Here is a 20,237-nt window from a genome sequence, read left to right on the forward strand (position 1 = left end):
GGCCTGACCGGCACGGGGTGCCGCGGCTTGACTGGGGGGCATGGAAATTGTCGTCGCCCTGGTCTTCTCGGCCGCGGTCCTGTTCGGCGCCGACCGGCTGCTGCTCTGGCTGGAGAGCCGCGGCCACGTCAACTGGCGCAGGAAGGGCCGCAGGCAACTGTCGGACGAGCCCACGGCCGGGCTCGACAGCATGCTCTCCGATCACACACGCCGATAATCCTTCGGCGTGCCTCACACGGTAACTCGCGTACCGGCGCTAGGGTTGTGTCCCTTATGGGCGCGCCGGGCGGGGAGGGACGGTGAGCAAGCTCGGCAAGGTCGGGCCGTACACCCTGGTCGAGCGGCTCGGCCGGGGCGGAATGGGTGAGGTCTACCTCGCCACCACCCGCCGCGGCGAGCAGGTCGCGCTCAAGGTCCTGCGCGACCTGACAGAGGACGAGACCGCACGCATCCGGCTGGAGCGTGAGGTCCGCGCGCTGCGCAGGGTCGAGAGCCCGTACGTCGCCAAGGTGCTCGACGCCGACCTCAACTGTGCCCGGCCCTACCTCGTCATGGAGCACATCGAGGGCGCCACGCTGCTCGACCGGGTACGCCAGAGCGGCGCTCTCGACGTTTCCCAGCTCGTCGACATGGCCCAGGGCATCGCCGCCGCGCTGGCGATCATCCACGCGGCCGGGGTCGTGCACCGCGACGTCAAGCCCGGCAACATCATCATGGCCGACCGGGGGCCGGTGCTGATCGACTTCGGCATCGCCCAGGTGCTCGACGCGACCCGGCTGACCATGACCGGCACGTTCCTCGGCACCCCGGGCTACACGGCGCCAGAGATCTTCGCCGACGAGCAGGTCGACTCGCCCGCCGACGTGCACGCCTGGGCGGCCACGGTGGCGTTCGCGGCGACGGGGCGGCCGACGTTCGGGCGGGGCACGGCCGAGGCGCAGATGTACGCGGTGCTGAACGGCCGGGCCGACCTCAAGGGCGTGCCTGTGGAGCTGCTGCCGCTGGTGCGCGCGGCGCTCAACAGGGAGCCGGGCAAGCGGCCCACGGCGGCACTGCTGGCCGACCGGCTCTCCAGGCTGGCCAAGGCCACCAGCACGGCCGAGAGCGAGCAGGCTGCCGGTGGGCGCGCGGGCGACGCGGCCGAGGAGCCCGCCAAGGGCACGGCCGCGCGCGGCCGTACGGCCGACGATTCCGGCGCGCGGGGCGAGGCCAAGGCGCGCAGCAGGCCCAACGCGGTGCCCGCGGAGGGCAAGGTGCCGCCGCCGCGCGGCCGTACGGGAAGCAGGCCCGTGCCCGACGGCGGCGGGCGGAGCGGGAGCAGGTCCGCCACCGACGGGAGCGGGCGGGCCGGGAGCAGGCCCGTGCCCGACGGGAAGGGCGCGGCGGCGGTGGCGCGCAGCCGGGCCGAGGGGAAGGTGCCGGCGCCGCGGGCCCGTACGAGCATCGACGGGAAGACCACAGGCCCGCGGCCGAAGATGACCGCCTCACGCCAGCGCACGGCGGCGGCCGTCAGGAGCAGGACGACGGCCAGGCCGAAGGCCGAGTCGGCCACCACCCTGCCCGCGGGCAACGGCGCGCTGCTGATGCTCGCGGTGCTGGCCGTGCCGTGCGTGGTGGCCTCGGTGATCTGGCCGATCGCCTCGATCGCGATCACGGCCGTGTTCGTGGTGCTGACCAGGACGCTCTGGATGAGCCACTGGCTGGTCAGGAGGCGCAGCTCCCGGCGCACGCGGGTGACGCTGCGTGTGCTGCTCTTCCCGATGGCGCTGGCCGGGGCGGCGGCCACCGCCGTCGTGTGGCCCGGGGTGCCTGTCGCGGTGGCGTCGGGCGGGGCGCTGTGGGCCACCGGTGGCGGTCAGATCGACGCCGACTGGTGGCAGCAGGCCGCGCCCGTGACCGTGGCCGGGGTGGTGTTCGGGATGTTGTGCGGCGGCATCACCGGGCGAGAGATCGAGCGGATCGGGCACCGGTTGCCCGATCTGCGGAGAGAGGGGCTGCGCGCACTGGCCGTGCTGGGCGGGTTCGTCGCCCTGTGCGCGGCCGCCGTACGCGCGATCGCCCTTCTGCTGTGACGGGCCCTGGCAGGACCGGGCGGGCCTTGGCGGCCCGCCGCCGGCTCACGGCGGGCCGGCGCGACTGATCACGCCGATCGGTCGCGCGGTTTCAGCCCTGGCCGCCGTCGCGGCGGGAGAAGCGGTTGAAGATGCGCTCGCCCGCGTTGACCGCGCCCTCGGCCACGTCGCGCAGGACGCCGATGAACGGGTCCTGGGACTGCTGCCAGGACGCGCGGTAGGACTCGGCCGCCGCCTTGATCTCGTCGGTCACCCGCGCGTTGGGGTCGTCCTCCCTGCGGGGGTAGTCGCCGCCGAGGATCCGCTCGTACTCGCCGCCGCGCTGCCACCTGTCCAGCTCCGCCACGCGCACCACCGCGAACGGGTGGGTGGTGCCGAGGAGGTTGAGGACCTTGAGGAAGCCGTCGCGAAGGTCGCCCGCGGTGTCGTACTCCCGGAACTGCTCCAGGAACGCCTCGATGTTCATCTCGTGCGTGTAGTCGCCGCCGGCGAGCTTCATCAGCGCGCGCTTGGCCGCGTCGGGGTCCTGCCCGACGAGCAGGCCGCCGCGGTCGGAGGACAGCTCGGACTTGCGGTACCACTCCTCCAGGCCCGCGACGATCGCCCGCAGGCCGATGTAGCCGAGCGGGATCCAGGCCACGCGGGCGGCGAGGGTGGTGAGGATGTCGAGCATCGTCCGGTAGACCGCGTGCCCCGACAGGATGTGCGAGGTCTCGTGGCCGATGACGAAGCGCTGCTCCTCCTCGTTCATGAGGTTGAGCAGGCCGGTGGTGACGACGATGAACGGGTCGTCGAAGCCGATGGCCTTGGCCTGGACGTGCGGGTCCTGCTGGACGTAGATCTCGGGGATCCGGTGCAGGTCGAGCGTGTAGGCCGCGTCGCGGCCCATGTCGTACAGCGAACGGAACTGGGTCTCGCTCACGCGTACCGCGGAGGCCAGATACATCAGGCGCAGGCGGCGCTCGCTGACGAGACCGGACATCTGCTTGAGAACCGTGTCGAACCCACTCAGCTTGCGCAGAGCGACCAGGGCGGACCGGTCTGCGGGGTGTTCGTAGGCTCGGGACGAGATGCCGGGCAGTTGGACGCGGTTGCGGTCCGGGGTGGTCGTCATGCCCGGCATGCTACGTCCGCAACGGAAGTGATGCGCGGTCATCACGAAGGGGGGTCCATTCATGTTGGGGGAGAGCGTCCGCGTAAGGTCCGTTTCATGATGAATGCGCCTGGTGTGCAGGGGATGAGGCGAGTAGGCGTGATGGGTGGGACGTTCGACCCCATCCACCACGGGCACCTGGTCGCGGCCAGTGAGGTCGCCCATCACTTCCAGCTCGACGAGGTCGTCTTCGTGCCGACCGGCCGGCCGTACCAGAAGTCGGAGCGGGAGGTTTCGGCTCCCGAGGACCGTTATCTGATGACGGTGATCGCGACGGCGTCCAATCCCCGCTTCTCCGTCAGCAGGGTCGATGTGGACCGTCCCGGGCCCACGTTCACGATCGATACTTTGCGTGATATTTCCGAGATTTATGGGCCTGACACGCAGCTGTTCTTCATCACCGGCGCCGACGCGCTCGGCGCCATACTCGACTGGCAGCAGGCCGACGAGCTGTTCGAGCTCGCGCATTTCGTCGGGTGCACGCGCCCGGGGCACACGCTGCACGACCCTGGCCTGCCCGAAGGCCGCGTGACGTTGCTGGAGATTCCCGCCCTGGCCATTTCCTCGTCCGAGTGCCGTCAGCGCGTGGCAAAGGGCGAGCCGATTTGGTATCTGGTGCCCGATGGAATCGTCCAGTACATCAACAAGCGCGGGTTGTACCACGCGGCCGGCTGACGGGGTTCACGGATACACAGGTGAGGGGTTTCGGGCTGGAAGGGTACCCTCAACATAAGGGCATGCTGCCGACACAGGAGGACAGACCCGCATCGTGACCGCATCTGACAGATCCGTCCAGCTCGTGCGCATCGCCGCGGAAGCCGCGGCCGACAAGCTGGCCGATGACATCCTCGCCTACGACGTGAGCGAACAGCTCGTCATCACCGACGCCTTCCTGCTCTGCTCCGCCACCAACGACCGCCAGGTACGCGCCATCGTCGACGAGATCGAGGAGCGGCTGCGCACCGAGGCCGGCGCCAAGCCCGTACGCCGTGAAGGCGAGCGCGAGGGCCGCTGGGTGCTGCTCGACTTCATCGACATCGTCGTCCACGTCCAGCACGAGGAAGACCGTACGTTCTACGCGCTCGAGCGCCTCTGGAAGGACTGCCCGGCCATCTCGCTGCCGGAGAGCGTCATGCAGGCCAACCTCCAGCGGGCCCGCGCGTGAGCCGCACCTCCATGCGTTCGAGCGGAGCCGCCGCATGAGCCGGCGGATCGTGTGCCTGCGTCACGGGCAGACCCTGTGGAACGTCGAGCAGCGCTTCCAGGGCCACTCCGACATCCCCCTCGACGAGACCGGCGTCGCGCAGGCCGCCAGGGCGGCCTCGCTGCTGGCCTCGCTGCGACCCACCATGATCGTCTCTTCCGACCTCCAGCGGGCCAACGACACGGCCCTCGCCCTCGGGCGGCTGATCAGCCTCGACGTGGCGGTCGACAAGGACTTCCGCGAGCGCGGCGGTGGGCAGTGGGAAGGGCTCACCCGCCAGGAGATCGCCGCGCGCTGGCCCGAGGAGTACGCCGCGTGGGAGGCGCCCGACGGCGAGCCCGTCACCGACGTGGCCGCCAGGGTGGCGACCGCGATGCGCCGGTGGGCGGCCCGGGTCGACGACGACGGGCTGCTGGTCGTGGTCTCCCACGGCGCGGCGCTGCGGCTGGGCATCTGCGAGCTGCTCGGGCTGCCCGAGCAGCTGTGGCCGGCGCTGGGCGGGCTGGGCAACTGCTCCTGGTCCGTGCTGCAGGAAGGCCGAAGGGGGTGGCGGCTGCTGGAGCACAACGCCGGCACCCTGCCCGAGCCGGTGCACAGCGACGACAAGCCCGAGGCCGAGGCCTGACGTTCGTACGGCTCGGGGGCCGTACGGACATACGGCGGGCCTCGCGCGACGAATAACCCGACGACACAAACCGAGGCGGCCTGGGACGGCGGGCCGCTGACGTCGGGGAAGGTTCGTCGATGGAGATTCAGTCACTTCGCTATGCGGTCACGCTCGCCGAGGAGCTGCACTTCGGGCGGGCCGCGCAGCGGCATTTCATCGCGGCCCAGCCGTTCGGGCGGCACATCCAGCGCCTGGAGCGGGAGGTCGGGCGGCGGCTGTTCGAGCGTACGAGCCGGAAGGTCGTGCTCACGCCGGCCGGGGAGCGGCTGGTCGCGGAGGCACGCAGGGTGCTGGCGGCGGTGGACGGGCTGGCGGAGGCGGTCCGCTCGTCCGAACGGGCGGCTTGTGACATTCCTGCGAGGAGAGATCGTAACCTTTCCCGCTGATGATGCCCCGCGGGATGCCGTGCTGAAGTCGATGGCATGGGACATCAGAGGATCAGGCTGGATTCGGCCGCTCTGCAGGAGATCGTGCCCGGGGTGCACGCGTGGGTGCAGCCCGACGGCACCTGGTGGGTCAACAACGCCGGCGCGGTGACGGGAGACGACGGCACGATCGTCGTCGACACCTGCGCCACCGAGGAACGTACCCGGAGATTCCTCCGCGCGCTGGAGGCCGCCACCGACGACGCCCCCATCAGGGCCGCGGTCAACACGCACCAGCACGGCGACCACACCCACGGCAACTGCCTGCTGCCGGAGCAGGCCGTGATCGTGGGGCACGAGAGCGTCCGCGAGAGCGTGCTGACGGACTTCGTCATCGACGGATGCCCGCCGTTCTGGTCGCCGGTGCCCGACTGGGGCGGGGTGACGCGGCGACCGCCGTCGCTCGTGTTCAGCTCCGAGCTGACCGTCTACAGCGGCGGGCGGCGGATCGACCTGCTGCATCCGGGCCATCCCGCGCACACCGCCGGTGACGTGGTGGCGTGGCTGCCGGAGGAGCGCGTGCTGTTCACCGGCGACCTGCTCTTCCACGGGATCACGCCGCTGGTGCTGATGGGGTCGGTCGACGGGGCCCTGCGGTCGCTGGACTGGCTGGCCGGGTTCGGCGCCGAGCACGTCGTGCCCGGGCACGGCCCGCTCGCCGACGCCGCCACGCTGCCCGGCATCCTGGCCGATCACGAGCGTTACTTCCGGTTCGTGGCCGACACCGCGGCGGCCGGGCTGCGGCGCGGGCTGAGCCCCCTGGACGCCGCCCGGCGCGCCGACCTGCGCGCCTTCCAGGGGTGGCCCGACGCGGAACGGCTCGTGCTCAACCTGCATCGCGCGTACGCCGACGCGGCCGGCGCCGACGTGGACCTGCCGGCGGCCTTCGTCGAGGCCATGGAGTGGAACCGCGGCCCCTTCCCCACGGCCGTCTGAGGAGGCCGCGATGAGATTCGTCACGTACGCGGGCCGCGAGGGCGACCGGGCAGGGCTGCTCGTCTCCCAGGAGGTGTACGCCCTGCCGCCGGGGGTGCGGCTGGTCGACCTGCTCGGCGACCTCCCGGCGGCCGGCGAGGCCGCGCTGCGCGACCCCGCCGAGGTCGTGCCGCTCGACGCCGTACGGCTGCGCGCGCCCATCCCCGACCCGCCGACCGTGCGGGACTTCATGACCTTCGAGCAGCACGTCGAGGGCGTGGCCAAGCTGATGGGGGCCGGGGTGCCCGAGCAGTGGTACGCGGCGCCCGCCTTCTACTTCACCAATCCGTACGCCGTGCGCGGGCCGTACGACGACGTGCCGGTGCCGCCCGGGTGCGGCGTGTTCGACTTCGAGCTGGAGGTGGCCGCCGTGATCGGGCGCGGCGGGCGCGACCTGAGCGTCGAGGAGGCCGGCGGGCACATCGCCGGGTACCTGCTCATGAACGACTGGTCGGCGCGCGACATCCAGCTCGACGAGATGGAGGTGCGGCTGGGGCCCGTGAAGGGCAAGGACACCGCCACGACGCTCGGGCCCGTGCTGGTCACGCCGGACGAGCTGGCGCCGTACCGGGCGGGCAACGCCTTCGACCTGCCGATGACCGCGGCCGTCAACGGGCTGACCGTGGGCACGGACCGGTGGAGCAACATGGCGTTCTCGTATCCGCAGATGATCGCCTATGCCTCCCGTGGGACCGAGGTGCGGGCCGGGGACGTGCTCGGGTCCGGGACCTGCGGGGGCGGGTGCCTGGCGGAGCTGTGGGGGCGGCTGGGCCTGGAGGCGCACGCGCCGCTCTCGCCCGGGGACACCGTGACGATCACGGTGGAGCGGCTGGGGGTGCAGCGGTGCCGGGTCGTGGAAGGGGCGGAGCCCGGCGCGGACGATCTCAGGGCGTCGCGTAGGACCTGAGGTCGATGGCCGAGGCGGCGCGTTCGGTCATGCGCTTGATGAGGCTCTTGCCCGGCATGTACGGCAGCAGGCGCATCATCTGGTTGCGTCGCCAGATCTGCGACTTCTTCCGGGGGACCAGGAACGTGTCGGCTCCCCGTGCCTGGCGCTGGCAGGTGGTGACATAGGGCCGCATGCGGCTCTCGTACCGGCTGAAGGCGGTTTCGTGGTCGTCCGCCTCGGCCAGCTCGCCTGCCAGCACGTACGCGCCGATCAGCGCCAGCCCCGTGCCCATGCCACCCGGGCCCGGGGCGTGGCCCGCGTCGCCGAGGAGCGCCACCCGGCCCGACGAGTACGCGGGCAGGACGATCTGCGCCGCGGGGGCGAAGTAGAAGTCGCCCGCCTCCCGCATCTGCCTCAGCAGGCGCGGGACCTCCCAGCCCGCTCCCGCGAACGCCTCCTCCACCAGCGCCTGCTGCCGGGCCCGGTCGCGGTGGTCGTAGGTGAGCGGGGGCGCGGCGAAGTCCAGGGCGGCTCGCGTCCGGCCGCCCGTGCTGACGATCGTGGCGCATCTGGCGGGCTCGCTGTACATGACGCCCTCGTGGTCGAGGCCGTAGGTGCCGGGGACGGAGAAGATCGCCCCGTACATGCCCAGGTGGCGGGTCTGGGCGGGGGTGTCGCCGAAGGCCAGCTCACGGATCTTCGAGCGGATCCCGTCCGCGCCTACGACCAGGTCGAACGTGCGGGGGGCGGATCGTTCGAAGGTGACGTGGACGCCGTGCGCGGTCTCGGTCAGCGTGGTGATGGAGTCGCCGAAGAGGTACTCGGCGGGGGCGGCGTCGTGCAGGATGCGGCTCAGGTCGCCGCGGAGGATCTCCACCTCTCCGCTGAACGCGGCGGAGGGGAGGCTCGACAGGCGTCTGCCGTGCCCGTCGACGATCTTTATGTCGCCCATGTGGGTCTGGGCCTGGCGGATCGCGTCGAGGATGCCCATGCGGGTCAGGACCTCCAGCTGGGGAGCGCCGCGGAAGTCGACCGCCTGGCCGCCGGGGCGGATGGTCTGGGCGCGTTCGATGATGGTGGGGTGGTTGTTGTGGCGGGTCAGCCAGTGGGCCAGGGCGGGGCCGGCTATGCCGGCGCCGGAGATGAGGACGGTGAGGTCGCGCACCGGGGTGGCCTTTCTGGGGTGTTTACGGTGTACGCGCACTCTAGGAAGTGGTGGTCGGTGCGGCAAGATGGCTGTTCGTTGCACTAGTGCGCTCGGCAGGGATGTCTGGTAGAAATCGGGCTGGTGCACTAGTGCGCTGGGCGCTGCGTTCTGGTTCTGACGGTCGAGCCTTGCACGGGGGCTTGGCGGTCGAGCCTTGCGCGGGGGCTTGGCGGTCGAGCCTTGTGCCGCGGCCTTGCGCCGGGGCTGGCGTTCGGACCTTCGCGTTCGGAGGTGGCCTTTGGGGCTTGCGTTCGGGTCAGAGGAGGAGGGGGCTGGTGGATCGGGAGAGTGCGCCGTACCTCCGGATCGTCGAGGAGCTGCGGCGGCGCGTCGCCGCCGGGGAACTGGCGGCGGGTGAGCGGCTGCCCTCGACGCGGCAGATTGTCCAGGAGTGGGGGGTGGCGATGGCCACCGCCAGCAAGGTGCTGAGCAGGCTGCAGGAGGAAGGGCTGGCGCGGGCCGTGCCGGGGGTGGGCACCGTGGTGGCGGGGCGCGAGGCGGTCGCGCGGACGTACACACAGGACCTCACCAGGCAGCGCATCGTGCGGGCGGCCATCAGGGTCGCTGACGGGGAAGGGCTCGCGGCCGTCTCGATGCGGCGGGTCGCGACCGAGCTGAGCGCCTCGGCCATGTCCCTGTACCGGCATGTGGCGGGAAAGGACGAGCTCGTCCACCTGATGGCCGACGCGGTGTACGGGGACGATCCGCCGCCGGAACGCATCCCGCGCGGCTGGCGGGAGCAACTGGAGCTGGCGCTTCGGCAGCAGTGGCGCATCTACCGGCGCCATCCCTGGCTGGCGCGGGCCGTCTCCCTGACCCGGCCCGAGTTCGTGCCCAACGGCATGGCGCACACGGACCGGCTGCTGCGTGCGCTGGACGGGGTCGGGCTGGACGCCAACGCCATGATGCACGCCGTCCTGTCGCTGCTGAGCTACGTTCGCGGGGCGGCGGTCAGTCTGGAGGCGGAGGAGCAGGCGCGTACGGAGACGGGGATCACGGACGACGACTGGATGCGGGCACGGGAGGCCGAGCTCGAGACGTTGTTCGCCTCCGGGGCCTATCCCACGCTCGCGAAAGTGGTGGAGCAGCCGGAGCTGGACATGGACCTCGACTCGATCTTCGAGTTCGGCCTGCGGCGGCAGCTCGACGGGGTGGCCGTGCTGGTGGCCAGGGTGCGGGGCGGGCGGCGCGATTAGGCGAATGGGGCCGGATGGCTATATGCTCTCGGAGCGCCGCAACGGGTGGACTCGGAGCGGTGACCAGGGGCTATAGCGCAGTTGGTAGCGCGCCTCCATGGCATGGAGGAGGTCTGGGGTTCGAATCCCCATAGCTCCACACGACTTCCCGCCCCGATCCTGGTTCAGGATCGGGGCGTTTTGCGTTGTGCCGGTGAGGCCTGTGAGCGCAGGCTTTGCTCGGTGCTCGGTGCTCGGTGCTCGGTGCTCGGTGCTCGGTGCTCGGTGCTCGGTGGCGCAGTGGCGCAGTGGCGCAGTGGTCTGGAGGGTCGGTGGCGCGGTGGCGCAGTGGCCAGGCAACTCGGTGGCCAGGCAGTGCGGAGAGCTTGGTGGCCGCTCTGGGGGCGATGGCTGCTGGGACTGGGTTGCGAAAGGGCCCGAGGCTGGGGCGGGTGTGGTTGTGACTTTGGGCTGACGCTGTCACTGACGCGATGACGGGCGCTGGCTGGGTCGGGTGCGGGCGGCTGGTAGGGCTGGGCAGCGGCCGGTTGCGAATGTTGGTAGGACGTGACGCACGGACGGGCTCATCGGCGGACAGCACGGCCGTGGCCGGGACCGGTCGTGGACGGCGGCTGGCAGCGGTCGCGTGTGCCGTCCGTGCGGCGGCTGGGCGTGTCGTTCGGGGCGCGGGTGGGCGTGTCGTTCGGGGGATGCGGGTGGGTGTGTAGTCCGGCCGCGGACGCGTATGCCGACTGGGAAGCGGCTGTCTGCGACGGCTGGCGGCGGTCGCGTCTGGCGGGCAGGGAGCGGTGCGGCGATCGGGGCACCCTTGGCCGGCTGCTGATCTGGTGGAGGGGTACCCAGGAGGCGTTGTCGGTCGTGGGTTGGTGTGCCTGCTGAGAGATGGTGGCCGGGGGGTTGTCGTTGTGTGGGCACCGGTGGCCGGCGGGCCCAGGGCTGAGGTTGTCAGTGCGGGTGGGCGGGAGAGTGTGGGGGGTGGTCGAAGGAGTGTTGCCAGAGTTGTTCGTCGTCGTCGAAGTGGTCGGTGGGGAGGAGGCCGGCGTGGCGGGCGACGGCGGCGGAGGCGGTGTGGGCGGGGTGGATGTGGGCCTGCACGGTGGTGACGCCGGTCGTGTGGAGCCAGGTGATGAGGGCTCGGGCGGCTTCGGAGGCGTAGCCCTGGCCCTGCCATGAGGTGCCGATCACCCAGGCGACCTCGGCTCGGCGGCCCTCGTCCATGATGGTGGCCTGGACGTAGCCGATGGCGTGGGCGTCCTGCTTTGTGCGGAGGATCCAGTTGCGCCATTCCTGGGTTCCGTCGGGGGAGCGGCCGATGGATTGGCGGGTGTAGCGGGCGCGCAGCTCGTCCAGGGTGGGTGGGGAGCCTCCGGTGAAGGTGTACAGGGACTTCGCGCTGAGGACGTGGACCATTTCGTCGGCGTCGGTGGCTGACAGCGGGGCGAAGAGGAGCCGATCGCTTGTCATCTCGGGGTCGGGCGTCACTTTTCGCCAATCTTGAGTTTTTCGTGCGGGAGGGGGTGGGGGGCTGGTGCGTGGCGGTCCGCTTTGGGTGGGGCTGTGGGTTGATGCTACGGGGGTGGTGGTGCGGGGGCGGCAAGGTGTCTGGAAAGGCGAGGCGGGACACGTTGAGGGGGGTGCCGGTCGGGCCTAGGTGCCCCGCCTTGCTGGGTTTTGTGGTGGTGGTGCGTCAGGAGAAGACGGCCGACTTGAGCAGCAGGCGGCTGCTTGCCCGGCCGCCGGGGCGCAGGGAGTAGTAGTCGCCTGTGCAGTCGATGCCGGTGAACATGGTGACCGTGGAATCGGTGTGGTTGACGGGGCTGTGGGCGCTGTCCTCGACGTGCTGGACCTCGGGGAGGTTGATGCAGGTGCCGCTGTGGGGGTCCGTCAGGTCGGCGACGCTCGCGCCGTTCGGGGTCGGATAGGTGTAGATGAAGGTTCCTGTGGCGGCGTGGGCGGGGGTGCACAGCGACACTGCCAGGGCCAGTGTCAGGGAGGAGAGGGTGGCGGCGGTCCTGCGTGCGGTCATGGTGGAGCACGTCCCTTCGGGATGGGGTGATGCCTTGGTCGGCCATCACATCCTATGACTACTGAGAGTTACTGAACGGTTACCTGAAGCTATCGGCCTTTCTCGTAGATGACGAGACCCCGGGAGAGGTGGAGGGGGACCAGGACCAGCTCCACCAGGAGGGCCTTCCAGGCGTAGTAGAGGTTCACCGCCTTGTTGAGGTAGACGAAGGGGAGGTTGAGCAGGACCTGGGTGACGGGGAGGCGGCGGCGTCTGGCCGCGTAGAGGAGAGCGGGGACGGTCAGGAAGAGCTCGGCTCCCGCCCACCAGCCCAGCGTGTGCGGCACCGGCTCGTGGAAGGCCGTGATGAGGAGCAGCGGGGCCGCCCACCACAGCGGGGCCATCAGGATCTCCAGGAGGGCCACGATGATCCAGGTGGCGAGCATGGGCTTGCGGGTGAGCAGGCGGGGGAGGTGGAGGCGGACGTTCTGCATGAAGCCGGCCATCCAGCGCCACACCTGCTTGCGCAGGTAGGGCAGGGTCTCCGGGTCGGCGGCCCAGGCCACGGCGTCGGAGACGTAGACCGCCCGGCGGCCTGCCGACTGCTGGCTCCAGGTGAAGTCCATGTCCTCGACGATGGTGCGCTCGGGGAAGCCGCCGAACTCCGTCAGGGCCGTGCGCCTGAACATCGAGCAGCAGCCGGAGCAGACCATGGGGCTGTCGGCCAGTTGCTGGATCGGGCGGTGCCAGTGGAAGCCGAAGAGGTACTCGGTGGACCTGCCGCGCTCCCACGGGGTGCGGGCGAAGCGGGTCTGCACGTTGCCGGCCGCCACCTGCACGGCCGGGTCGTCGAAGGCGGGCTTGAGGTGCTCGATGTAGTCGGGGGCCAGGACCGTGTCGGCGTCCACCGCCAGGATCAGGTCCGTGTCGCAGTGGGGGAGCGCGTGGTTCTGGGCCTTGGCCTTGCTGCCCAGGTTGCGGGGCGGGCGCAGGACGGTGACGCCGTAGGAGGCGGCGACGTCGCCGGTGTGGTCGGTGGAGCCGTCGTCCACGACGATGATCTTGTCTGGGGGGACGGACTGGGACTTGACGGAGCGGAGGGTGGCGGGGAGGCCGGCCTCCTCGTTGTGGGCCGGGATGATGACCGTGACGGTCAAGGGCGGGGATGTGCGCGTGAGCGGTGGCGGGGGTGTCCGCGTGAGTGGTGGTGAGGAGGGCGTGGTCACCTGCGTCGCCTCCTCAGCTTGAGCGCGATCAGGGTCACCAGGCCGACCGTCGCGTAGACGATCAGGCTGAAACCGAGCGTGGGCGGGCCTCCGGGCATCCTCTGGCTCCTTGGTTGTGCGGTAGGTGGCTATGAGGATGCTCCGCGAGGGCGGGTGGCGAGGCTCCGAAGGCGGTTCTGTGGAGGGAGGGGCGGTTGTCCAGGTTGTCGTGTGGGCGAAGGGGCGGCTGTCCCAGTTGCCCTGTGGATGAGGGTGGGGCAGGTCGGGGTGTGCTGTGGATGAGAGGCAGGGTGAGGGGGAGGCAGGGGGCGGGGAGGGGTGGCGTCGGTAGGGGGCCGGGGGAGCGGGTGCTCCCTCGGCCCCGTCGGCCGCTGGGCTTCTCGCCCGTCGCGGCCTCGTACGTGATCAGCGCAGGCCGTAGGCCCGGTCGATGGTCTGCGTGGTCGAGCCGCCCGCCCCGTCCGAGGCCGTGACGCGCAGTGACACGTACCCGCTGGTCCGCTCCAGCGCCGGATGGCTCACCTCGACCCGGAACCGGCCGTCACCGCGTTTCGTGACCCGGGTGGCCGCCTGCCAGGCGCCCCCGTCGTCCACCGAGTACTCCACCTGGACCCGCCGCACCTCGGAGCTCCGCCGCGCGCCCGAGTGGGCTCCGGCCCGCAGCTCGAAGGTGAACGGCCGTCCGGCCGCCGCCCGGTTCAGCAGGTCGAGCGGCAGATCGTAGGTGAGCTGCACGGCTGGTTGGAACGCGCAGGACGTCCCGAACGTGCAGGTGTATCCGCGAGGCGTCCGCGACGGCGGCGACGAGGTGAACGACGTGGTGGTCGTCACCTTGCCCGCCAGGGTACGGCCCGAGAGGTCCACCGTCTCCAGCCGGTACGGCCCCGCCCCCGCCGGCACCGGGAACGACCGGGGATACCGCCCCTGCACGGCCACCTCCTGATCCCCGACGAACAGCCGGGGCGTCGACCTCCCCGTGCCGAGCGCGCTGTAGTGCCGAGGGTCGGAGTCACGCCACCCCTCGGCAGGGACGAACCGGTCCCCGTCCCGGCACATCGTGCACGGCAACGCCACCGGATACCCCGGCGGCACGTCGGCGGCCCCGGGCACCAGCGGCGCCTTGAACCACTGCTCGGAGACCCGCTGGTCGCGTCGCGTGAACCGGTCGGCCGAGTACAGGGCCAGGCCGTCGTTGCTGATCTCCCGCGTCCAGAGCACGTCGTCAGAGGCGGGGCCGTAGTACTCGGTCCGTACGGCCGGCATCGCCAGCGGCCCCCCGTACGTCAGCCGCCCCGGCTCCTCCCCGGTCGTCGACTGGCCGAACTCCCAGCCGCCGGGCTCCGTGTCGTCCGCGTGATAGGCGGCGTCCACCCGTACGAGGTCCTTCATGTCCACCTTCGCCGGGCGCGAAGGCACCCGTCCGCGCGAGTCGAAGCGCAGGTGGTACACCACCTCCGGCCCCGCGTACGGCTCCAGGCGGACGGACAGCGGCCCCCGGGAGAGCGCGTCGCGCACGGCCCGGCCCTCGGCGGCGGTCAGGCCCAGCCGGTGGAACGCAGGTGAGCCCCCGGCGGGCAGCCGCGCCTGGCCGCCGTCCACGTCGAGGTAGGCGACGATGCCGGCCGCCCCGTGCCGGATCGCCTGCGCGGCGGCGTCGTCCATGGCGGCGGCAGCGGTGACGTACGGCCGGTCGGTCCCCTCCACCGGGATGCCGACCAGGGCGAGCTTGCCCCCCACGTCCAGGTTCGCGAAGTCCTCGGGGCGGCCCCGGCCGGCCGGCACGACGGCGAGCGTGCTGATCCCGGTCAGCCCGCGCATGGACTCCACGTCGTACGCCGGACGCAGCCGCAGGTCGCCGGCCGTCACGGAGGACAGGACGGGCGGTTCCAGGTTCCACTGGTGCGACAGGCGCACCTTGCCCGCCTTCACGGCCGGGACCGGCGTGATGTGGACGTCGTGCCCGCCGCCCACCGCGCCTCCGTAGATCGAGATGGGCTGCGTGCGGTCGGTGAACGTGCGCACGTAGTAGGCGTTGCCGCCGCCGTCCGCGGGCACCGGCAGGTCGGGCCGGAGCCTGACCGTGTCGCGGGCGTCCAGGGTGACCGTTTCGTTCTCGTCGAGGGTGATGGTCTCGATCACCCAGTTGTTGCGGTTGGTCAGCCGGCTCTCCGGGAGGATGCCGATCACCTCGTAGTCGCCGGCGGGGAGCAGGAACTCGCCGGTGCCCGCGTAGTCGGTGCGCAGGTAGTAGTAGCCGTACGGGTTGAACGGGTCCTCGGGGCTGTTGCCGCGCTTCAGCGGGATCGCGTACACGAGGGGCTCGGCCTGGTAGCCGGGGAAGAACTCCTTGGTCCCGTACGAGTTGACGAGTTGCACCCCGAGCCGGTGCGTGGCCGGGCCGGTGTAGTAGCTGAACGGGGTGACCACGCGCGTCTCTCCGGCGCTCGCCGTCACCCAGCCGCCGTAGGCGCCCACCGGCCCGGCCGACGGGTCCACGGTGAGGTCCGCGGTGGCGGTGCCGTTCGCGGGGATCGTGACGGTCTGTGCTCCGAGCTTGATCGCGCCGGAGGGGGCGGGGTCGCCGCTCCAGCCGCGGGTGGCGAGGGAGAGGTCGAGGGTGACCGGGTCGGCGCCGGTGTTGCGGTAGGTGACCTGGCGTGTCGCCGGGGCACCGGCCAGCCGGCGGAAGTCGACGACGGAGGTGGCGAAGACGGTCTGGGTGACGGCCCGGGCCACGTCCACCCGGCCGCTGCCCTGTTCGTACCAGTGGTGGGCGTCGTTGCGCACGGCGGTGGAGGTGAGCGCGTCGCGCAGCTCTCCCGCCCGCCATTCGGGGTGCTGCTGGGCCAGGATCGCCGCGGCGCCCGCCACGTGCGGCGTCGCCATCGAGGTGCCGCTGAACGCCGTGTGCCGGTCGTCGCCCGGGATGCCGGGCAGGGACGAGGCGGACGAGCGGGCGGCGACGATGTCCACGCCTGGGGCCACGATGTTGGGCTTGACGGCGGCGTCGTCCAGGCGGGGGCCGCGGCTGGAGAAGCCCGCCAGCTCCGTGCCGGTGTCCTTGTCGACCGCGCCGACGGCCAGCGCCTCGTCGGCCGCCGCGGGGACGCTCACCGTGAGCGGGTCGGCCTCGTTGCCCGCGGCCGTCACGAACAGCGTCCCGTGCTTCCTGGTCAGCTCGTTCAGCGCCTGGCTCATCGGGTCGGTGCCGTTGCCGCAGCAGGTGCCCAGGCTCAGGTTCACCACGTCGGCGCCCTGCGCGGCGGCCCATTCCATGCCGGCGATAGCCCAGGACCAGGCGCCGTTGCCGCTGTCGTCGAGCACCTTGCCGACCAGCAGCGACGCCGCCGGGGCCACACCCTGGTACGTGCCGCCCGCGCCGGCGATCGTGGAGGCGACGTGCGTGCCGTGGCCCTTCCTGTCGGCGATGCCGGGGGCGGTGGTGAAGTTCTCCGTGGCGAGGATGCGGCCGGCGAAGTCGGGGTGGTCCACGTCGATGCCGGTGTCGAGGACGGCGACCTTGACGCCCTTGCCGTCGAACCCCTGCCGCCACGCGGTGGGCGCGCCGACGAGCGGCACGCTGCGGTCGAGGGAGGCCTGCGTCCTGCGGTCCAGCCAGATCTTGCCGACGCCGCTCGCCGACCGTCCGCTGACGCCCCTGTCGGTACGCAGCCCCGCCCAGAACGCCCCCGCCTGCCCGGCGCGGACCGTCATCGCGGCGCCGTTGACGCTGCCGAGCACGCGCACGTCCTCGGCGGCGGGCAGTGCGGTGGCGGCGGCGGACCTGGCCTGGCCCGTGTACGTGACCAGGAGGGGGATCGCGGCGGTGGCCTGGTCGCGGGCCAGCGTCTCGACGTCGAACAGCTCCTCGTCGAGCGTGCCCGCCGCGACCATGCCCGCGGCGTCGGACGGCATGACCAGGTAGCCGCCGTCCTTGCTGGGCAGCGTGGCGAACGTGATCTCGGTCCCGTCGGGCCTGGGCGCCTGCTTGACGGCGATGGACGGCACGCCGCCGTCCTTGCCGGGGGCGTAGTCGATGACGTCGCCCGTGATGAGGGTGAGGGTGGTGCCCGGCGGGGTCTCGGCCGGGCCGGCGGGCGCCGCGTGGGTGGGCGGCGGGGTGGCGGCGATGGCCGTGAACGCGAGGGTGAAGCCGGATAAGGCCGCGGCCAGCCGGGAGGGTGAAGGGGACACGTGGGGCCCTTTCGGTCAGGAGGGAGGGCTATTTCGGGAGCGCTCCCAATCTTCCGAGTGGGCTTATATCCAGGACATGATCAAACTAATCGCCCGTTCCGCCGGGACTGCGGAAGCCCCGGCGCGAGGTGCCGGGAGCCGTCGTCCGCGTCGCGGCGTGCGGGGAGTCGCCGTCCGCGTCGCGGCGTGCGGAGAGTCGCCGTCCGCGTCACGGCGCGCTGGGAGTCGCCAGCCGCGTCACGGTGTGCCGGGAGCCGTCGTCCGTGGTGTGCCGCCACCGGCTGCCGCCGCCTGCGTCAGGGTGTGCCACCACCGCTCGCGGTGCGTGGCCCGCATCAGGCGGTTGTGCAGCCCGTGCAGGGCCTTGGCGTTGTGCGTGTTCACGTGCAGCTCCTCCGCCTCCGCCAGGTGGCGCAGCGGGCGCCCGTGGCAGGTGGAGCAGCCGCACGTGCCCTCCCCGAGCCGCTCCACCGGCACGAACTCCAGCCGCTCCGCCACGAACGCGCTGCGCGCCCCGCCCCGCCGCCACCCGCCGCGCACCTCGTGCGGCTCCGGGTAGAGATGCCGCAGCACCTCGCGTACGCCGATCGCGGCCCACCGCGCCCCGTACGCCAGCGACCCCAGCGCCGCCACCCCGGCCGAGAGCAGGGGCAGCGGGACCGGCCGGTACGGTGGCCCGTCCTCGACCACCAGCGCCACCGGCGACCCGTAGTCGGTGACCGTGCGCAGCAGCGTGCCGCGGTCCTCGATGACCCAGCGGGCGTGCACGGGCAGCACCGCCACGGCGCCGTCCCACTGGAGGGCCTGTTCGAGGATGGCGTGCAGGGCTTCGTGGTCCCCTCTGCCGACATAACCCGAATCGGTGAGCGGGACCGTCGCGCCCGCCTCCACCTGGTCCGCGATCCAGTCGGCCGACAGCCGCGCTGTGCCCCGCACCCGCGCGGACCCGGCGTACCTGCGGCGATCGGCGAGCAGCGGCCCGTCGTAACCGGCCCTGCGGACCATGCGGACCGCGTCGTGGCCGGCCTGGCCGGTGAAGACCAGGCCCGAGCCGGGGTGCCCGGCCAGCGTCGCCGCGTCGTAGACGTCCCTGACGCTGACCTGGACCAGCAGGCGCTCGTGGAGGTCCATGGCGCGCCCATCCTGGGGCCGAGGGGGGTCTTATCCCGAGATATCCCCATAAATCGGCGGGGCTCCCGCCGTCCGGCGCATCCGGACCAGGTCCGCCTCCGCCGTCGTCGCCGCTGCCTCCGTCGTCGCCGGCCGGTACCGCCGGGCGAGCTCGTCCGCCGTCGTCGCCAGCCGCTCGCGCAACGCGGCGGGAGCCAGCACCTCGGCGTCCGTGCCCAGCCTCAGGAACTCCCCGACCGCGTGCTCGATCGACTCGATCGGCACCGTGACCCGTGTCCAGCCCTCCTCGTCGGGCGGCAGCGCGCTCTGCCTGGCCGCCGCCACCACGCCGGGCGTCATGAGATCGGCCAGGCGCTCCACCCCGCGCGGCGACAGCCGCACCACGGCCTCGCCCCAGCGCAGCCTGGCCTCGAACTCCGCCAGGTGCCCCGCCCAGTAGGCGGCCAGATCGAAGCCCTCCTGCCGGGCGAACCCCTCCTCCAGCGGCTGCAGGTCGAGGATCTGCGAGACGCGGTACGTGCGGACGTCCTCGCCCGCCCGGGCCACGAGATACCACCGCCCCGCCTTGACGACCAGCCCGTACGGCTCCAGCCGCCGCTCCACCTCCTGCGGCTGCTTCCACCGCCGGTACCTGATCTGGATGCGCCGCTCGTTCCAGACCGCGTCGGCCACGGCGGCCAGGTACGTCGTTGGGTCCTGGTCGCGGTACCAGGTGGGCGCGTCGAGCAGGAACCGCTCCTGGATGCGCCCCGCGCGGTCCCGCAGCTCGACCGGGAGCGCCGCCATCAGCTTGAGCTGCGCCGCCGCCACCACCGTGCCCAGGCCCAGCTCGGCCGCGGGGCCGGGCAGGCCCGCCAGGAACAGGGACTCCGCCTCGTCCGCCGTCAGGCCGGTGAGCCGGGTGCGGTAGCCGTCGAGGAGCTGGTAGCCGCCCCTCGGGCCCGCGTCGCCGTAGAGGGGGATGCCCGCGGCGTGCAGGGACTCGACGTCGCGGTAGATGGTGCGTACCGACACCTCCAGCCGCCCGGCCAGCTCCTGGGCGGTCATCCGCCCGCGCGTCTGCAACATCAGCAGGATGGAGACCAGGCGGGAAGCACGCATACCACTGACACTACCTGTCAGTGACCCGGCCGTACGTTCTCCCCATGAACGACTTCGACTTCTTCGCCGGTCACTGGAACGTGGTCAACCGCCGCCTCGCCAAGCCCCTGTCCGGCAGCGACGAATGGGACGAGTTCCCCGGCCGGTCCGTCGCCACCCGGCACTTCGGCGGCGCGGCCAGCTTCGACGAGATCGAGTTCCCCACCAAGGGGACCAGCGGGCTGACCGTGCGCCTGTACGACCCGGCCACCCGGCAGTGGTCCATCTACTGGGCCAGCAGCGTCACAGGAGCGCTGGACACCAGGCCCATGGTCGGCGCGTTCGAGGGGGACAGGGGCGTGTTCCACGGCGAGGAGACCCACGAGGGCCGGCCGGTGCGCTGCCGGTTCGTCTGGACGGTCGCCGGCGCCGACGCCGCCCGCTGGGAGCAGGCCTTCTCCGACGACGACGGCCGCACCTGGGAGACGAACTGGACCATGGACTTCAGCCGAGTATGAGCGCCCCGGTGCCGGAGGCCGAGCGCACCCACAGGATCGCCACCACGGCCACGACCGCGATGAGCAGCGCGAGCCCGCCGACCACGATCACCCACCACCAGGCCGACCTCGGCGGCCTGGCCTCGTAGTGCTGCACGTCGGGGAGCATGTCCGGCGTGTACGGCAACCGCCTCGTGCTGGGCGCGTCGGGAGGCCCCTGCTCGTCGGCCTGCCCGGGGCGGGGGTAGCGGATCGTCTGGTTGGGATCGGAATCCTGCGGGCCGGTCTGCTCTCGCGTCATGGTCCCCTCGAACAC

General features: G+C 72.0%; 19 protein-coding genes and 1 tRNA gene. 11 read left to right on the forward strand and 9 right to left on the reverse strand.

Annotated elements, in window-relative coordinates; translation table 11 throughout:
- Nucleotides 1-40: 40 nt before the first annotated feature.
- Nucleotides 41-217, forward strand: a complete 177-nt coding sequence (locus tag HD597_RS04210) for a hypothetical protein (protein ID WP_253740379.1) — start codon at nt 41-43, stop codon at nt 215-217.
- Nucleotides 218-299: 82 nt separating this feature from the next.
- On the forward strand, nt 300-2,072 hold the full coding sequence (locus HD597_RS04215; RefSeq protein WP_253740380.1) for a serine/threonine protein kinase: 1,773 nt from the start codon (nt 300-302) through the stop codon (nt 2,070-2,072).
- A 91-nt stretch (nt 2,073-2,163) separates the two neighbouring features.
- Here HD597_RS04215 and HD597_RS04220 read toward each other — a convergent pair whose 3' ends face one another.
- On the reverse strand, nt 2,164-3,195 hold the full coding sequence (locus HD597_RS04220) for a M48 family metallopeptidase (RefSeq protein ID WP_253740381.1): 1,032 nt from the start codon (nt 3,193-3,195) through the stop codon (nt 2,164-2,166).
- Nucleotides 3,196-3,282: 87 nt separating this feature from the next.
- Between HD597_RS04220 and nadD the strand changes: the two genes are divergently transcribed.
- The 6 genes from nadD (at nt 3,283) to HD597_RS04250 (ending at nt 7,403) form a co-directional block, all read left to right on the forward strand.
- A complete protein-coding gene (gene nadD / locus HD597_RS04225) occupies nt 3,283-3,900 on the forward strand; it encodes a nicotinate-nucleotide adenylyltransferase (protein WP_253740382.1) in 618 nt (205 codons plus the stop codon).
- A 94-nt stretch (nt 3,901-3,994) separates the two neighbouring features.
- Nucleotides 3,995-4,390, forward strand: coding sequence for a ribosome silencing factor (rsfS, locus tag HD597_RS04230; RefSeq protein WP_148443615.1), 396 nt, complete (start codon nt 3,995-3,997; stop codon nt 4,388-4,390).
- Nucleotides 4,391-4,424: 34 nt separating this feature from the next.
- A complete protein-coding gene (locus HD597_RS04235) occupies nt 4,425-5,054 on the forward strand; it encodes a histidine phosphatase family protein (protein ID WP_253740383.1) in 630 nt (209 codons plus the stop codon).
- Between the two features lie 119 nt (nt 5,055-5,173).
- Entirely contained in the window at nt 5,174-5,482 is a 309-nt protein-coding gene (locus HD597_RS04240; protein ID WP_253740384.1) for a LysR family transcriptional regulator, read from the forward strand.
- Nucleotides 5,483-5,518: 36 nt separating this feature from the next.
- Nucleotides 5,519-6,457: an MBL fold metallo-hydrolase gene (locus HD597_RS04245; protein ID WP_253740385.1), complete on the forward strand. Its 939-nt coding sequence runs from the start codon at nt 5,519-5,521 to the stop codon at nt 6,455-6,457.
- A 10-nt stretch (nt 6,458-6,467) separates the two neighbouring features.
- Entirely contained in the window at nt 6,468-7,403 is a 936-nt protein-coding gene (locus HD597_RS04250; protein ID WP_253740386.1) for a fumarylacetoacetate hydrolase family protein, read from the forward strand.
- On the opposite strand, the gene HD597_RS04255 is transcribed toward HD597_RS04250, so the two are convergent.
- Nucleotides 7,381-8,550, reverse strand: coding sequence for an FAD-dependent monooxygenase (locus tag HD597_RS04255; protein ID WP_253740387.1), 1,170 nt, complete (start codon nt 8,548-8,550; stop codon nt 7,381-7,383). The genes HD597_RS04250 and HD597_RS04255 overlap by 23 nt on opposite strands.
- Nucleotides 8,551-8,867: 317 nt before the next feature.
- Here HD597_RS04255 and HD597_RS04260 point away from each other — a divergent pair, with 317 nt between their 5' ends.
- Both HD597_RS04260 and HD597_RS04265 read left to right on the forward strand, forming a co-directional pair.
- On the forward strand, nt 8,868-9,788 hold the full coding sequence (locus HD597_RS04260; protein ID WP_253740388.1) for a TetR/AcrR family transcriptional regulator C-terminal domain-containing protein: 921 nt from the start codon (nt 8,868-8,870) through the stop codon (nt 9,786-9,788).
- A 66-nt stretch (nt 9,789-9,854) separates the two neighbouring features.
- Nucleotides 9,855-9,927: transfer RNA gene (locus HD597_RS04265), tRNA-Ala, on the forward strand.
- A gap of 806 nt (nt 9,928-10,733) precedes the next feature.
- Here HD597_RS04265 and HD597_RS04270 read toward each other — a convergent pair.
- From HD597_RS04270 to HD597_RS04295, 6 genes are all read right to left on the reverse strand, one after another.
- Nucleotides 10,734-11,270: a GNAT family N-acetyltransferase gene (locus tag HD597_RS04270; protein WP_253740389.1), complete on the reverse strand. Its 537-nt coding sequence runs from the start codon at nt 11,268-11,270 to the stop codon at nt 10,734-10,736.
- Nucleotides 11,271-11,475: 205 nt separating this feature from the next.
- Nucleotides 11,476-11,814 (reverse strand): hypothetical protein, encoded by a 339-nt coding sequence (locus HD597_RS04275; RefSeq protein ID WP_253740390.1) that lies wholly within the window; start codon nt 11,812-11,814, stop codon nt 11,476-11,478.
- Nucleotides 11,815-11,903: 89 nt separating this feature from the next.
- Nucleotides 11,904-12,950: a glycosyltransferase family 2 protein gene (locus HD597_RS04280; RefSeq protein WP_253740391.1), complete on the reverse strand. Its 1,047-nt coding sequence runs from the start codon at nt 12,948-12,950 to the stop codon at nt 11,904-11,906.
- A gap of 474 nt (nt 12,951-13,424) precedes the next feature.
- Nucleotides 13,425-17,213, reverse strand: a complete 3,789-nt coding sequence (locus tag HD597_RS04285) for a S8 family peptidase (protein ID WP_253740392.1) — start codon at nt 17,211-17,213, stop codon at nt 13,425-13,427.
- 237 nt (nt 17,214-17,450) lie between these two features.
- Nucleotides 17,451-18,344, reverse strand: coding sequence for a hypothetical protein (locus HD597_RS04290; RefSeq protein ID WP_253740393.1), 894 nt, complete (start codon nt 18,342-18,344; stop codon nt 17,451-17,453).
- A gap of 30 nt (nt 18,345-18,374) precedes the next feature.
- Nucleotides 18,375-19,445 (reverse strand): helix-turn-helix transcriptional regulator, encoded by a 1,071-nt coding sequence (locus HD597_RS04295; protein WP_253740394.1) that lies wholly within the window; start codon nt 19,443-19,445, stop codon nt 18,375-18,377.
- 44 nt (nt 19,446-19,489) lie between these two features.
- On the opposite strand from HD597_RS04295, the gene HD597_RS04300 reads away from it, so the two are divergent.
- A complete protein-coding gene (locus HD597_RS04300; RefSeq protein WP_253740395.1) occupies nt 19,490-19,942 on the forward strand; it encodes a hypothetical protein in 453 nt (150 codons plus the stop codon).
- Here the strand turns inward: HD597_RS04300 and HD597_RS04305 are convergent.
- A complete protein-coding gene (locus tag HD597_RS04305; RefSeq protein WP_253740396.1) occupies nt 19,929-20,237 on the reverse strand; it encodes a hypothetical protein in 309 nt (102 codons plus the stop codon). The two genes, HD597_RS04300 and HD597_RS04305, sit on opposite strands and share 14 nt — an antisense overlap.

Source organism: Nonomuraea thailandensis (genome assembly GCF_024172165.1).
Taxonomy (GTDB): domain Bacteria; phylum Actinomycetota; class Actinomycetes; order Streptosporangiales; family Streptosporangiaceae; genus Nonomuraea; species Nonomuraea thailandensis.

Excerpts from the sequence above, each read along its gene's own strand:
- HD597_RS04290 (WP_253740393.1), bottom strand. The coding sequence starts at position 18,344 with ATGGACCTCCACGAGCGCCTGCTGGTCCAGGTCAGCGTCAGGGACGTC.
- HD597_RS04210 (WP_253740379.1), top strand. The coding sequence starts at position 41 with ATGGAAATTGTCGTCGCCCTGGTCTTCTCGGCCGCGGTCCTGTTCGGC.
- HD597_RS04275 (WP_253740390.1), bottom strand. The coding sequence starts at position 11,814 with ATGACCGCACGCAGGACCGCCGCCACCCTCTCCTCCCTGACACTGGCC.
- HD597_RS04235 (WP_253740383.1), top strand. The coding sequence starts at position 4,425 with ATGAGCCGGCGGATCGTGTGCCTGCGTCACGGGCAGACCCTGTGGAAC.
- HD597_RS04245 (WP_253740385.1), top strand. The coding sequence starts at position 5,519 with ATGGGACATCAGAGGATCAGGCTGGATTCGGCCGCTCTGCAGGAGATC.
- HD597_RS04250 (WP_253740386.1), top strand. The coding sequence starts at position 6,468 with ATGAGATTCGTCACGTACGCGGGCCGCGAGGGCGACCGGGCAGGGCTG.
- HD597_RS04295 (WP_253740394.1), bottom strand. The coding sequence starts at position 19,445 with ATGCGTGCTTCCCGCCTGGTCTCCATCCTGCTGATGTTGCAGACGCGC.
- nadD (WP_253740382.1), top strand. The coding sequence starts at position 3,283 with ATGATGAATGCGCCTGGTGTGCAGGGGATGAGGCGAGTAGGCGTGATG.
- HD597_RS04300 (WP_253740395.1), top strand. The coding sequence starts at position 19,490 with ATGAACGACTTCGACTTCTTCGCCGGTCACTGGAACGTGGTCAACCGC.
- HD597_RS04220 (WP_253740381.1), bottom strand. The coding sequence starts at position 3,195 with ATGCCGGGCATGACGACCACCCCGGACCGCAACCGCGTCCAACTGCCC.
- HD597_RS04240 (WP_253740384.1), top strand. The coding sequence starts at position 5,174 with ATGGAGATTCAGTCACTTCGCTATGCGGTCACGCTCGCCGAGGAGCTG.